The sequence below is a fragment of the Paenibacillus ehimensis NBRC 15659 genome, assembly GCF_004000785.1.
Taxonomy (GTDB): Bacteria; Bacillota; Bacilli; order Paenibacillales; family NBRC-103111; genus Paenibacillus_G; species Paenibacillus_G ehimensis.
The window spans coordinates 1-14875 of the sequence record NZ_BILX01000033.1 but is presented as its reverse complement, the minus strand read 5'-3'; the positions used below and the strand labels follow the sequence as shown (position 1 = coordinate 14875).

Here is a 14875-nt window from a genome sequence, read left to right as displayed (position 1 = left end):
TGGTTTTCCTCCTGTCAGGTCAGCTGCGGGTTACTTGGCCAGCTGGACTTTCTCTTTGTCTTTCAATTGGTTCTGACCCGAAATGATGAGCTGTTCTCCCTCTTTGAGACCGGACAGCACTTCTTGGATCGTTTCGTTCAGACGGCCTAAAGCCACTTTGCGTTTCTCCGCCGTATCGCCTACGAGCACGAAAGCGAACGTATCTCCGCCTTCGCGTACGATAGCTGTTGTAGGTACGGTCACTACCATCTGGTCGGCTTCTTCCGTCACCAGAATTTGAGCCTTCATACCAGGCTTAAGCTTACGCTCCGTGTTCGGATACTCAAGCTCCAACGTGTAAGACTTGGAATTGGCGCTCATCACGTCAGCCAAATAGCTGACTTTGGCTTTTGTCTTGTCAAGTGTGCCCGGGACGTAAAATGTCAGCTCCTGCTTGCCGCGTACCAAATTGGCCGTTTCCTCGGTCAGCTCCGCCCGGATTTTGATCGGATCGAGCTGCTGCACTTTACCGGCTTGGAAACCGGCATTCAAAGACATTCCCACTTCAATCGGCAGATCCGTTAAGACGCCGCTTACCGTCGCTCTCACTTCCATATTTTCGAGCGTCCGGTCGGCTTCACGAATCAAGAGATTCGAGGACTGTACGGCTTGCTCCAACTGGGCCAAGGAGTTCGTCGTTTCCAGCGTCTTCTGCTTGTTTCGGCTGTTCTCCAGCTCAAGCTTAAGATTGTTAAGCTGTGTTTCCATTTGCTCAAGTTGGAATTTTGTAACCAGACCCATATCGTAATCGTTACGCATTTTGTTATAGTTCTTTTCGGTCTCCTTAATGGAATCTTCCAGCTTCTTGATTCCATTCTTCATCTCCTGCTTGCTGTTTGCCAATTCTTGTCTTGCTTTTTCCAACTGCTGTTGACTGCTGGAAACGTCAATCTGGGCTTTTTCCTTTTTAAGGTTCACATCTGTCGGGTCCATACGGAAAATGACATCGCCTTTTTCTACAATATCGCCCCGTTTCTTCAACACTTCCATGACGTCTCCGCCTACCTTGGTCACCACGTCAATCTGGATGGACGAAATGACATCGGCTACCTGCTCCTGCGGATCGCCGATTCTTTGCTTCTCAATCTTCGAGACTTTAACCGTCTTGAGCTGGGGGTCCGAGGCATTGGCAGCCGTCGGTGCAGCTTGCGGCTGGGCGCCGCAGCCGGCGAGGAGCGCCGTCGAAATAACGACGGCCCCCATCACTTTGGTACTTTGCTTGAAAGATTTTGAAATGATCGGATTCATGGGCTGATTCTCCTTTTTCCCTTATGGAACTCTCTATCTATCTGAATAAAATGCTTTCTTACGCATTCGTCACCGGCGTTGACTTGGAGTCCGATGTCTTTCTGCTGAACAAGCGGCCGAGTCGGGTCTTGGTATTGTAAATGATTTCGTATACGACCGGTACAACGACCAGCGTGAGCAATGTCGAAGTGGTCAATCCGCCAATAACGACAACGGCCAAGCCTTTGGAGATAAGCGCACCTTTAGAGAATCCAAGGGCCAACGGCAGCAGGGCAATAATGGTAGCCCCTGCGGTCATGATAATCGGACGAAGCCGGGATAAGCCTCCCTCCAAAAGCGCGTCGCGTACGGACTGTCCCGCTTCCCGCAGCTGCTGCACGCGGTCGATAAGCACGATCGCATTGGTCACCACGACACCGATCAGCATCAGGAACCCGATCAGTGAGGTAAGGTTGAGCGATTCGCCGCTGACGAGCAAGCCGAGCAAGCCTCCGATCGCCGCAAGCGGCAGAGAGAATAAGATCGCAAACGGCGCACTGGCATTTCCGAAAGCCAGAACCATAATCAGATAAACAATAAAGATGGAGACGGCCATGGCTACGAACATTTGCATGAAGTTTTTCTGAATATCGTCGGATACCCCTTTGACCTCAGGACGAACTCCCGACGGAAGCTCCACGGCTTTCAGCATTTCGGCCGCTTTGGCACTAACGCCGCCCTTGTCCCTGGATTCGATCGTAGCCGTTACCGTTACGTATTGGACCTGCTGATCCCGGGTAATCGATGCCGGAGCCTCGATTTGGCGAACCTTCGCCACTTCGTTCAGCTTGACGGTTGCTCCCGTAGGAGTCTTAATCAGGAAGTTGCCGATTTTATCAATGGAATCCTTGAAGCTCTTGTCGAGCATGATCTTGGTGGAGAATGTCGTATTGTCGAATTTGAGATCTCCGATCTTTTCCTCTCTCAGCCAAGAATTAACGGTTTCGACGATCTGTCCGGAAGACAAGTTATATAATCTGGCTTTGTTTTGATCTACTGCGATTTCCACTTCGTTCTTCGATTCGCTCAAGCTGTCTTTGATATCGCGGAATTCCGGAATTTCCTTGAGCTTATCCTTCACCATTTTGGCTCCCTGCGTGAGCAGATTCAGGTCGTCGCCTTTAAGCATATAGGAGAAGTCTCCTCCGCCTCCAGGTCCGCCGCCGCTAAGCAGCATGCCGTTTACCTCAGAGCCTTTGGGAAGCAGGTACAATATTTTTTCCTTGGTTGCATCCAGCAGCTTCTTGGCGTTCGTTCCCTGCGATGCCGCGCCAATCAATTGACTTTCGTAGTCTATGCGATTGTCCGTAGAACCGCCGCCTACATAGGATTGCATGTATTCGAAAGCGGGCTCACCGGCCTCGTTTTTCGTTTCGCGTATCATCGCTTCGATTTCTTTCATTTTCAAATCGTTGGACGCAAGCGAAGTTTCCCGAGGCATTTTGATCATAATAAACATTTGTTTATCCGAATCGCTCGAAGGCATGAATTCCACAGCCAGGAACGGAATCGTACCTACGATAGCCACAACAAATACCAGCAAGGAAAGCAGCATCGTTTTTATGCGGTTGTTAAGCGACCATTTCAGTACTTTCAGATAAGCACCGGACACTTTGCCGACTTGCGTTTCGTCGTGGACCTTAATATTTTTGGAACGCAGCACGAGCAGCTTGGCAAGCATCGGGATTACCGTTACAGCTACCAGCAGTGAAGACATCAAGGCAGCGGAAAGCGTGATGGCGAACGGACGGAACAGATCCCCCAGCTCTCCCCCGACAAAGGCGATTGGAGCAAATACCCCGACCGTTGTAAGTGTGGAGGACGTAATGGCCGAAGCGACTTGCGCGGTCGCTCTCTTAATGACCGATTCTCCGCGTTCGTGAACTTTCACGAGCTCGCTGTAAATATTTTCGATAACGACGATACTATCGTCCACGACACGCCCGATCGCGATCGTAATCCCGCCCAGCGTCATGATGTTGAGTGAAATATCCAACGGAGCCATGATGAGAAGCGTGATCAACAACGACAATGGGATAGAGACCAAAACAATGATGGTCATCCGAACATTTCTAAGGAAGAGCAAAATCATAATCGAGGCAAGCAGGGCGCCAAGCGCTCCTTCCTTAACCATCCCGTTAATCGAATCCTGGATCATGCTCGATGTAGCAAAGAGCGTTTTAAACGTAATGTTCGGGAATTCCTGCTTCCATTTGGCCATCAAAGCGTCTGCTTCCTTAGCCAATTGTACGTCGTTTGAGTTTTTGGTTTTGTAAATCGTCACACCGATGGCCGGCTTGCCATCGAGACGCGAAATGAATCTGGACTCGGAAATCGCTTCAACCTTGGCAATGTCTTTCAGAAGAAGCGTTTGTCCTCCCGGCGCCGTAATCTTCATGTTTTCCAAGCTGTAAATCGTATTGAGGTCGCTCTTGACGCGCACCATCTGAGTGTTCCCACTGAAGTCGACTAATCCGGCTGGACTTGTCAGAATGGCAGCTTGAATGCTTTGAGACACCTGTGCCGGTGTCAATCCGTAGCTGCTAATGGCGTTGCCGTTCATCCTTAAGGTCAGAACCGCTTCTTTATTCCCGACCCCCTCGACGCGGTCAACGCCTTTAATGGCTGCAAAGCCCGGCTGGACGATATCCTTGTAAATTTTGTCCAGTTCCTGCTGGCTCATGTTGTTCTCGCCGTATACCGAGAGGTAGTAAATGGCGCTCGCTTCGGCGCTTGAGGTCTGAACCTTCGGTTTTTCCGCGCCTTGGGGCAGCTTGACGTTCGCAAGCAAGCCTTCGGCGTCCCTTCTGGCATCCTCGATCTTCTTTCCTTGCTGCAGTTCAACGGTAACCATGGAGAAGTTGTCGCTGGAGGTAGACTTTAAAGATTTAATGCCGTCTAGTCCCGCCACGGCTTTCTCGACAGGTTTCGTCACCAGCTCCAAAACATCTTTAGGAGGAGCCGTATACTGGGTGGTAATATTGAACCTCGTTTGCGTAGTACTCGGGATGAGCTCCATCTTCAAGATGGATGCCGCATAAGTACCGCCGCCAAACAACATCAGCACAATAATGATTACTGCGGCGATGTTCTTCATCGAAAAATTTGTTAATGAATTCATCTCTCTACTCCTCCATTACGATTGCTGACTACTTAGACGAGGCGTTTCCGGTTACCCCTTCATTTTCCACAAATCTTTTTTCAGTATAGCTTGGTTCGTTAACGGCTGTAAGGTGAAAAAAGTCATAACATAAAAAAAATCCGGGCGCTTCGTCTTTCGTCTATCTCGTTACAGCTGCTCCCTTAATCGGATCCACTCCTCTTCGATCCCCTCCAATCTCGATAAAAACATCCGGTACATGGCGGAAACTTCCGCAAACCTTCGTTTGGAAACCTCAAAGGATTCTTTTTCCGCCTCATCGATCTGAGACATTCCTTTAAGGGTAAACAACAGTTCTTCGCACTGCTTCGTAATCGATTCGATTTTTTGCTTGCTGGCCCGCATGCTGATCAGTGTGAAATCGTCGGATATGTAATAGTAGTCTTTGCGGTCACTTCTCACCGGAACTTTTTGGCACATGGAGTATTTCTCCAACGCACGGACTTGAACACTGACGGCCGCTTTCGTTACGCCAAGCTGATCGGCGATTTCCTGCAGGCTGACCGGCTTGGGGGCGAATAAAAGCAGGCCGAATATTTTGCCGACAAGCGGGCTGAATCCTTCCAATTCAAAAGTCCGGGACATTTGCTGGGTGACCGTCCATTTATATTCACTGAACGAGTGGTGCGGTTTACTCATTATCTTCTCCTTGGTTTTGGATTAACATCGTTAAGAATGTTGTTAACTTAAATAACATAAAGCGTCTTGAAAAAACTGTCAAGCCCCCCAAAGAACATTTAACCAATTCATCATAGAAATAGTTGAGTTCCCAGCAAAAAACCGCTTCTGCACAGTTTTACGCAACTGATACAGAAACGGTTTCGTCCAACCAAAAAAAGTGAAAATATTATTCCGCTGTTTCGAACCAATTGACCTCTTTGGTAGCGATCAATTTCTTTTGCCCTTGGAACGAATCGTAGAGGTTAAGCTTAAAGCTTTTCAACTGATTGATCCTATACTTTATGTCCTTTATGGACTCCGTAAATTCAAAATCTACATGTTCCCCTACGGTCATTTTTTCTTTTGTTTCAGTCTGAGTTGTAGTGCTTTGCTTATCGGATGAGATACCCTCAAAGTCTTTAAAGTCAAGCGCCCTTTTCATTTTTGTCTTACCGTCGGAATCTTCAAGCTCAATAATCAACTGACGGCCTTCCATATTCGAAACGAACATTGAATCTTTTGTTAGGTTGTAATCGAATTTTATCTTGACTGGCGTGACATCGGAATCTTTGACGTATTCAATGGTAGAACGAATGTTGCTAATAGATAGTTCATATGGATCGAGATTGATATCTTTAAATCCATCTTGAACGGTGAAATCCTCTTCCGGGAGCCAATACGCCGCAGCATTTACATAAGCATCCGGTTTTTTGTCCGCTTCCGTCAATTTCCCTTCGGTCACAGCTTCACCAATCAATAAACTCATACCGGACGTCGGAGCCCCCTTGCCCACGTTGCAGGACAGCAGCAGCATGGCCGTTCCGTTCGGATTGACTTTCGACTTTATTTCGGAAATGGTGGCCGGATATGTACCTTCAGCTGTCTTGAAATAAGCAACCAATTTTGTAATATCCGATGGCCGTTTTTCTAGATTGTTGACTTCCAGGAGAGCAGTGAAAGTATCATTCATTTTACCGCCGTACGTCCTAACAGAACGTACCTTATAGTTCGCGCTTCGGCCGATGCTTGTCACTTTATACGTTTCGCCGAAGTTATTATAAGGAACATTCATCAACTCCGCGCGGTGTACAAACTCAAGCAAATCGTTCGCCGCCGTCTGCTGGTCTGTCTTGCCGTCGCTGCTACCGCTGTCCGCTTTTTCTTGCAGCACAAGCTTCACCTTGCCGAACTGCGACGTGTAAGGGATTTTGCCAATAAATTGGAATTGAGCTTCCGCATTCGGCGCCAGACCGATCACATTGTCCGTCCGAACCAGCTTCGCCTCCACCTTCACATTGTCGTCCAGCTTGAAGTACCCTGTCAGATCAGGAATCGGAAGCGCTTCGGGACCTTTATTGGAAAGCGTAAACCCTGCGGTCAAAATATCCTGGTCTTCCCAAGGCAGCCGTTGGACCGTGTTCAATTGAGCCGTATAAGTACCCTTTTTGTTCGTGAAGCTGAAGGCTTTGCCCGTGTCCACTCCGTCCGTATCCGATACGGCCGGCAAAGCGAAGAAAGCAATCGGCAGATTCAGCTTTAAATCCTGCGCGTTCTGAACGATCACGAGCTGCCAGCCTTCCGTTGAGACGGAGACCGGGACGGAGCCCGTAAGATCGATATCCTTGTTCGTTTGCGGATTGATGGTCAAATCTTTTACGGCCTTGGCGTCAAGCGGATACATGTACCCTTCGCTTGTACGAAGCAAATATTGATATCCGGGCACCGCTACGCTCTTCGAGCCTATGTTCTCCAGATTAAGAACGATGGTCGGAGTGTAATTTTTCTCGTTCTTGCTCATCAACACTTTTTTGATGACGCCTTTGACCGGATTGTTGGCCATTTGAATCGTATGCGCTGTTCCGGCCGGCGTAACGACGGAATAATCATCGGGAACGCTCACCTCTCCGATTTTCCGCACGAAATCCGCCTCCGGCATGCTGAAGTCCCATTTGATAATTTCAAAAATAAGATCCTTCAGGTCCGTCGATTCGTTCACCGTTGCGTAAAAGCTGATGTCTTGACTCGATTTGGCAGGTATGCGGTTTTTATCCTTGTCCTGCGGCAGGACGCGTACGGAAATTTGGTTGCCGTTTTTCGTCCTCAGCCGCGGCCAGTAGTCGATGAACTGCAGGTCGGTCGTCCCTCCATTGTGGACACCTACGGTGAACGTCACGGTTTTGTTGCCTTGCTCCGGCATCATGACCACATTTTTAAGCTCGAAATAGCTGGTCGCATTAAGAGCTACCTGTCCGATCGCCGGAGCGGTCCCCGTCGAGATGGATGCCGTTGTTCCTGATGGCGGGGTCGTGCCGCCGCTCTCCGCCGCAAAGGCGGGGAGCGCGGACCCGAAGGCAAGTACGGCGGCCAGCAGAACTATGCAAGTTTTATAACGTTTGCGTTTGGAATTCATCTTGTTGTTCCTCCTTGTTGAGTTTCACTCCGAACGTACTGCTCGCATTCTTGCTGAGACGGGACATCTTATCCCCCCTGCATCATCGAATCAAACTGAGCATTCGGATTCTCTTTAATTTTTTGCAGCATCGCATCGCCTTCCGTTTGCCATTGCTTGAGCGCATCGCGCACCTGCAGCTTATTCTGGACGACTTGCTGGAATTTTTGGGAGCCGAGGCGCTCTACATCGTACAAGCCCGGTTTTTCACGATAAACTTTGTAGTCCCGGCTTGGCGCAGGAAGCAATGTTGTGAACGCCTTGATATTGAACTCCGCACCGTCCTTCGGCTTGATGTACTTTTGGCGGGACACCAGATTGTAGGTGCTGCTGGCTTTCAGACGGGCCCATTCCTCGCTATTGATAAATTTGATGAATTTCCAGGCATCCTCGGCGTTTTGCGCTTTGGCGTTAATGCCCATCAGCCCTTCCAAACCGATATTGCCGCCGTATTCCGGCGCTTCCTGATGTACCGGCACCGTAACGACATCCCACTCGAACGGAGTGATGCCTTTGATGTTCGCCGAATTTTTCATGACGTTCGTATACTGGCTAATTTGGCCATAACTGATAATGGACATAGCTACACGGCCGGATAAGAAATCGTCGTCCATGAACGGGTTGAAGTCTTCGTTGGGCCCAGGGTTGCGCCGCTTGGAGAAGTCGACCGGCTCAGGCAAAATTTTCTCGGTTTTCAGCTGCAGCAGCGTTTTCCACACTTTTTCCCATTGATCGGAATCGACGGTCATCTTCTCGCCTTTATCGTCGAAAGTCTTAAGGTCAAGCGGCGCCGTATACATTTGTGTCGCATAGAAAATATCATCGCCCATGTTATGCGGTGAGAATGAGAAACCGTACTTGCGGTTCTCCCCTTCCCCTTTCGTCAATCTGCGGGCCAGATCGAACGTTTGATCCCAAGTCATCTTGTCGGTCGGGTACTGAACTCCGGCTTCATCGAATATTTTTTTATTGTAGATCATTGCGGAAGAATAAAAGGTCGGCGCCAGCGCGTAAATTTTGCCGTCACCCGCCTTTTTGATGCCCTCGATGACGGCAGGAACGAGATCGGACGTATCGAATTTGTCCTTCGCGATGTCCTGATCAAGCTGCTTCAGCATATTGTTGCTGATCAGCTCCGGCAGCTGATCGTAGCCAACCATTACGACATCTGGCGGATTGTCGCCTGTCATTACTTCCTTAAGTTTATCCATCGGGTCTTTCGGCTTCTCTTTCGGATCCGGCCGGCCTCCATACATATAACGGTCGTCCGATGTCGAGATGAATTCAAGCTTAATGTTCGGATTCGCGAATTCGAACAATTCGGTAAAGCGTTGGCGGAAATACTCGTTGTCGCCGCCATATCCCATGCTGGTTGCGATCCGAAGCACTTTCTCGGTTTTGTTGTCCCCGCTGTCAGATTTCGTGCAAGCCACCAGTGTCGGTGCCATCAGGCCGACGCAGAGCGATGCAGCTACCGTCTTCTTAACATATTTTTGCATTCTCAGGATCCCTCCGGATTAGTTTCTATGTATCAATCAAGGAAGTTTCAACAGGATTAATGATCGACAGGCGCATTCGGATTGTCTTTCATCTTCCGAAGCATGGCATCCCCCTCGCTTTGCCATCGCTTCAACGCCTAATCCAGTGACTTCGGCGTACGTATAATGATTTTCTCGCCGTCAAATTCCATCGATGCTTTTCCTTCGATTCCGAGCGCCTGTAAATACGCCCTCGGAATTTGAAGCCTTCCCGCCCGGTCGAGCACGACATATTCTTCATGGACATCGTGAATCGATCCGTGCGATGCCGCCGCTTCGCCTTCGGCGTCCAGGTTCGGGTTGCGCTTGACGAATTCAGTGCTCGTCATCCCGTCGCGGATAGCGACGACACGGTCCACTTTACCGGCGAGCGCCATATCGTGGGTTACGATAACGATGGTCACGCCAAGCTCGGAATTCAGATGACGGAAAATGTCCATGATCATATCCGACGTACGCGTATCGACGGAACCGGTCGGCTCGTCGGCCAATAGCAAGGACGGGCGATTCGCAAGCGCAATGGCAATCGCCACCCGCTGCTGCTCACCGCCGGACAACTGCTGCAGCTTGTTGTTGACCCGTTCCTTGAGGCCGACCCACTCCAGCAGCTGCTTCGCATAGGCGCGGTCGTACTGGCCGCTGAGCATCATCGGCATTTCCACATTTTCGAGCGCTGTCAAGTAAGGAATGAGGTTACGCGCATTGTTCTGCCAGATGAACCCGACGGTTTTGCGCTTATACTGTACCAGCTCATCATCCGTTATTTTCAGCAGGTTCCATTCGCCTACGCGCACCTGGCCGGCGGAGGGGCGGTCCAGCCCCCCCAGAATGTTCAGTAGCGTCGACTTGCCGCTGCCGCTGTTTCCGATGATCGCCATCATTTCCCCTTGGGCGACGGAAATGTTCAGCCCTTGAAGCGCAACGACCTCGATATCGTCGGTCTTGTATATTTTGACGAGTCCGTCGCAATGAATCACTGCATCATTTCTCCTCTCCCAGCTTCACGGCCTGGTGTACGCGCAGCCTCCTGATATGGAGGAACAACAACCCGGCACCGGTCAGCATCATAACGGCTATGACGACATACAGCTGATCGGTATCTCTCGCATCGAATATAACACGGAACGGAGGCACCTGCGTCTTGACGTTCTCCGCGGTTTGCAGGAACGGCAGGAACAAGTAGCTCGTCAGTTTGCCGATGCCGAGACCAAGTGCAATGGCCAGCCCGGCGGTAAATAGCTGCTCAAGCAGCAGCATGCCCGTAAGCTGCCGGCGCGACAATCCCATGGCGCGCAGCACGCCGAACTGAACGACCCGGCTGGACAAGTTGAAAAACCAGTATAAAATGTAGCCGATCAACGAGACAAGAACGGATACGAGGAAGCCGAGGCTCAAGATGCCGAAGACGCCGCCGCGCGCCGGGTGCTTTTTCTGCGTGATCAGTTCGTTGCGGACGTCTTTGACGCTGGCAATACCGATATTTTTGGCTTTGAGCGCATCAATGATCGGCGCCACTTTGGCTCCGTCCTTCATTTTCATCCATACGTCATAAGGTGTGACAGGCCCTTGATCGTATACATAATCAAGGTTGGCGATGAAAAACGGCGTTTGATCCGGATACTGGCTCGGCCAGTACGGCACGGTGGCAACCACGACGAATTCGACCGGCTGGCTGGAAACCGAAATACTGATCAAATCCCCCGCCTTGATATGATGTTTATCGGCAAAAGAGGTCGGAATGATGACCGCTTGCTCGTATTGCCCCAACAAATTCAAGTAGTTGTAAGGATGCGTTTTGTACAAGTCTTTGCGGAACCAGGCCACCTTCGCAAAATCGACGTTATCGATGCCCATTAGCATGCCCTGTCCGAGCGACTTGCCGGAAACGACCACGTTCCCCTTCGATTGCAGCACACGGGCAACGTGTTCGACGCCTTCCAGCTCCCGAAACACTTCGAACGGAGGCTCGATGAAGCGCGTTTTCGGCGGAGGGCCTTCGCCCGGACCTCCAGGCTGACCGCCGCCTCCTTGTCCGGGATTCTTCCCTCCGGCTCCGCCTTGCCCCTGCCCTTGGCCCTGCCCGCCCTTGTTCGGGTTGGACGTTGCTGGCAGCTCTTCGGATACGGAGATCCATTCCGCTCTCATAATAACATCGGTACCGTAGGCATAAAGCACCCGCTCCGTCGAGTTCAAATCGATCGTCCGGGCCGCAGAAGCGTTGTAGATCCCGAGCCCGAGCGTCAAAATGAGCAGCAGCATGAGCGGATAATATGCCGTGGACGAACGCGAAAGCTGGGTCAGCGTCAGATAGACGGGAACCGGAAGCAGCCTTTTGCCCAGCCAGTTGCCAAAGCGAAGCAGCCACGGGAAAATGCGCAGGAAAAACAATCCAAGCGCAATGATCGACAAGGCCGGAATAAAAAACAGCAGCGGGTTCACGCTTAATTGGTCGGTCGTAAGCCCGGTCCGGCTAAACAAGTCCTGCCGGTCGTGAAACAGGTAGTACCCGTAGCCCACCAGACCGATCAGCACCACATCCAAAAACCAGCGCTGCCAAAACGGCTTTCGATCCGATCTGGCCAGCTTCTGCTTATAGCTGACGATGGAGGCTTTGGCGTAGACAATGGCCGGAATGACGCTGGCCATCAAAGCAATAACGACTGCGGCCACGCCGTATAGCAGCGCTTCGGTCGACACCCCCACCGGTACGGCCTTGCGGTCGACGAACGTCAGGAACCCGCTGGACGAGCCTATGCTCTTCGCCATAAACCAGCCGAGCAGCGGTCCGATGATCATCGCAACCGCGCCAAGCAGCAGCCCTTCAAGCAAATAAATCCAGATGATTTGATTCGTACTGCCGCCCCGGCTGCGGATAACCGCAATGACGGTGCGCTGACGTTCGAGCGATTGTCTCGCGTTCATGACGATATAATAGAATACCATCGCGATCATCGGCGCCGCCAAGGTAAAGAGCAGCATTTGCAGCTGCAAGCTCTGCACCTTAAATTCCTGCAGCAGCGGGATAAACGAAATATCTACCCTTGTGTTCTTGAGCTTTTGGAACAAGACGATATCCAAGCGTTCCAGCTTCGTTTCGAGCGAGGACAGCTGGCTCGTCTTAATCTCCCGCAAATCGAAAGCGTAGTACCAGTTGGCCAAGCTAAGCGGGATTTTTTTGCTTTTCAGCACGTAATCGTTAAAGCCGGCTTCGCTCATGAAAAAGGACGTAAGCAGGCCTTCCATGCCCTGATACCAGTACAGATCGGTCTCGTTCTTCGGCTTAAACGTTCCCGTCACTTTCACTTTGAGCGGAGCAATGCCGTTCCCGCCGCTAATCGGATAAATGAAGACGTCGCCGATATGGAGGTCGTTGCGGAACATCGCTTCCTCGTGAATAACGGCTTCAATGATTCCGTCCTTCGGCTGCTCGGAGAACCACTGCCCCTGCGTCAGCTCGACTTGATCCTTCAAGCCGTTCTGGGCCATCAGCGTCATCTGCCGGCGTTTGCTCGGATCGACCTTGCTCTTATCCTCCGGCGTAATTTGCGAGCCGCGAATCGAATACGTCCGCACATAAGCATCGTACGGAAACGCGATGTCTTTAGGCAAATCTTCCTTTATGTATTGATCAACGTCGCTCAACCCGTTCAGATCGGCTTTTTCGTTGCCGGACGCTTGAAAACGGATCAAGACGGCACCGGCGGAAAGCCCGTTGTTTTTCTCCTCCAGCGATTTCGACACGACGCGCTTGAGCGAGCCGTCGGAATACATCGGGATGCTGGTCGTAAAAGCGACGGCCATAATGAGGCCGGCGAGCGTGCTGAGCGTCAGCCAGCGCGTGTTCCACATTTTACGGAATAAAAACCGGAGCATCGCCATTAGCGTCCCACTACTTTCTGCCCTGGCGTGAGACCTTTCACAATCTCCACAGACGTTGACGTCTGCAGCCCGATCTCGACGTCCACTTCGCGCTTGTTGCCTTTATCGTCCACAACCTGCACGTAATTGCGGCCCGAATACGAACGAAGAGCGGCTGGCGGAATCGTTACGGCGTTCTCCTTGCGCTGGGTAATGATTTTCACTCCGAGCGGCGTTCCGTGGGCAAGCCCCTCTGGAAATTGGTCAAGCTGGATCAGCAAATAGTTGTCGATCGAATCCGGCTTTCTCTGCTGGCCTCCGCCCGGGAACCCGCCGTCGCTGTTGCCGTTGTTCTCGGCCTTCGGATTCGGAAGCTTCGACACTTTGCCTTTGACCTTGCCTACGCCGTTGATGTCCGCAACAGCCTCCATGCCGACGGCAACCTTCGTCAAGTTATCCGCGCTAATGCTTGCAGCCACCGTAAGCTGAGACAGATCCGCGATCGTGGCGACGGCATCGTAAGCCTTGGCCGTATCCCCTTTTTTCATGTAAACCGAGATAATCGTACCAGCATAAGGAGCTGTCAGCTTGGCGCCGGCAATCGTTTTTTCAAGCGTGGTAACTTCTTCTTTTTTCAATTCGAATTCGATTTTATCCCGCTCCAGCTGCTCGGGGCTTGTCTCGTCGGCTTTGCGCAGCTTTTCGATCATACTTAACTCATCCTGGCGCGTCTGCAGCCGTTTCTGCCTCAATTTGTTTTCCTGCTCCGTGACGTCGAGCTCGGCGATTAATTGCCCCTGCTCAACCTTGTCTCCGGTTTTGACCAGGAAGGATTTAATCCGCCGGTTGGCATCATCCGTAAAATATAAATCTTCTTCTACAGTCGACATCAGCTTCCCGGAGAGAGGAACGTCAAACTCCAGCGTCTCCGTTTTGACCACATACTCCGGTTTTTTGGACAGCTGGGGCGGGGTAATGGCCGGCAATACTTCCTCCTCGTCCTCCTTTGGCAGCAGCGAGCATCCGGACGACAATGCCAGGGATGCGGCGATGCAAACGAGCAGCAACGGCCTGCCCGTTTTTTTAACCACTGATAAATTTTCCATCCACCATTTCGAATACACGGTCGGCAACCTCCATTATTGTCGGATCATGCGTTGTCATGCAAATCGTCATGCGTTCGGTACGGATAATGTCGCGGAATACCGCCATGACTTGCGCGCCCATTTGCGAATCGAGCTCCGCCGTCGGCTCGTCCGCAAGCAGCAGACTGGGCTTGTGCGCGATGGCTTTGGCAATCGCGACACGCTGCTGCTCCCCGCCCGACAGCTCGAACGGACGATGGTGCATCCGCTTGCCGAGACCCACCAGCTCCAGACAATGGGTGACGCGGGACTTCCACTCGGATCGGGGAACTTTCGCCATGCGCAGTGACAATTCCACATTTTCCCAAGCAGACAAAAGAGGCATTAATGCAAAAGATTGGAAAATAAAACCGATTTCTTTTCTTCTTATGTACGTCCGCTGATCATCACTGCATTCATGGAACGGGTATTCCTTGAACATGATTTGTCCCCGGTTCGGCTGGTCCAGGCCGCCGATCATGTTAAGCAGGGTCGTTTTCCCCGAGCCGGACCGGCCTTTCAGCATAACGAGCTGCATCGGATACAGCTCCATATTAATTCCCTTGAGCACATGAAGCTGCTGTCCTCCGACAGGAAATGAACGCTCCACTCCCGTTACGGTAAGGAGCGGGATACTCGTGTCAATGGGTGGTCTGGTATCGACCAGGACACTCGCGCCGTCGCTTGCCGCAGCAGCTTCCCCATCGGCCGAAGCTTCCGGCTCGGTGCTGATCTCCTGCGGAGCGGCTGGCACGGCGGC

At 51.5% G+C, this 14875-nt stretch carries 9 protein-coding genes; all 9 read right to left on the bottom strand.

The genetic code is table 11. From position 1 onward, the window contains the following. Positions 1–30: 30 nt before the first annotated feature. The 9 genes from PEH01S_RS19190 to PEH01S_RS19150 all read right to left on the bottom strand — a co-directional run bounded on the left by PEH01S_RS19190 (position 31) and on the right by PEH01S_RS19150 (position 14869). Positions 31–1287: an efflux RND transporter periplasmic adaptor subunit gene (locus tag PEH01S_RS19190; protein ID WP_127487463.1), complete on the bottom strand. Its 1257-nt coding sequence runs from the start codon at positions 1285–1287 to the stop codon at positions 31–33. A 58-nt stretch (positions 1288–1345) separates the two neighbouring features. Then, positions 1346–4447 carry an efflux RND transporter permease subunit gene (locus PEH01S_RS19185; protein WP_025853345.1) on the bottom strand — a complete coding sequence of 1034 codons (3102 nt, stop codon included), beginning with the start codon at positions 4445–4447 and terminating at the stop codon, positions 1346–1348. Between the two features lie 168 nt (positions 4448–4615). Then, complete coding sequence (locus PEH01S_RS19180) at positions 4616–5125, bottom strand: GbsR/MarR family transcriptional regulator (RefSeq protein ID WP_127487461.1); 510 nt, start codon at positions 5123–5125, stop codon at positions 4616–4618. A 208-nt stretch (positions 5126–5333) separates the two neighbouring features. After that, positions 5334–7556: a hypothetical protein gene (locus PEH01S_RS19175; RefSeq protein ID WP_127487459.1), complete on the bottom strand. Its 2223-nt coding sequence runs from the start codon at positions 7554–7556 to the stop codon at positions 5334–5336. A 68-nt stretch (positions 7557–7624) separates the two neighbouring features. Then, positions 7625–9094 (bottom strand): ABC transporter substrate-binding protein, encoded by a 1470-nt coding sequence (locus PEH01S_RS19170; RefSeq protein ID WP_025853348.1) that lies wholly within the window; start codon positions 9092–9094, stop codon positions 7625–7627. Between the two features lie 137 nt (positions 9095–9231). Further along, positions 9232–10110 (bottom strand): ABC transporter ATP-binding protein, encoded by an 879-nt coding sequence (locus PEH01S_RS19165; RefSeq protein WP_127487456.1) that lies wholly within the window; start codon positions 10108–10110, stop codon positions 9232–9234. Between the two features lie 4 nt (positions 10111–10114). Then, the gene (locus tag PEH01S_RS19160) at positions 10115–13012 is read right to left on the bottom strand and encodes an ABC transporter permease (protein WP_127487454.1); all 2898 of its coding nucleotides are present in this window, start codon (positions 13010–13012) and stop codon (positions 10115–10117) included. Continuing rightward, positions 13012–14097, bottom strand: coding sequence for an efflux RND transporter periplasmic adaptor subunit (locus tag PEH01S_RS19155; RefSeq protein ID WP_164827944.1), 1086 nt, complete (start codon positions 14095–14097; stop codon positions 13012–13014). The genes PEH01S_RS19160 and PEH01S_RS19155 overlap by 1 nt, the downstream gene beginning before the upstream one ends. Further along, a complete protein-coding gene (locus PEH01S_RS19150; protein WP_127487524.1) occupies positions 14075–14869 on the bottom strand; it encodes an ABC transporter ATP-binding protein in 795 nt (264 codons plus the stop codon). Before PEH01S_RS19150 ends, PEH01S_RS19155 begins: the two co-directional genes overlap by 23 nt. Positions 14870–14875: the final 6 nt, after the last annotated feature.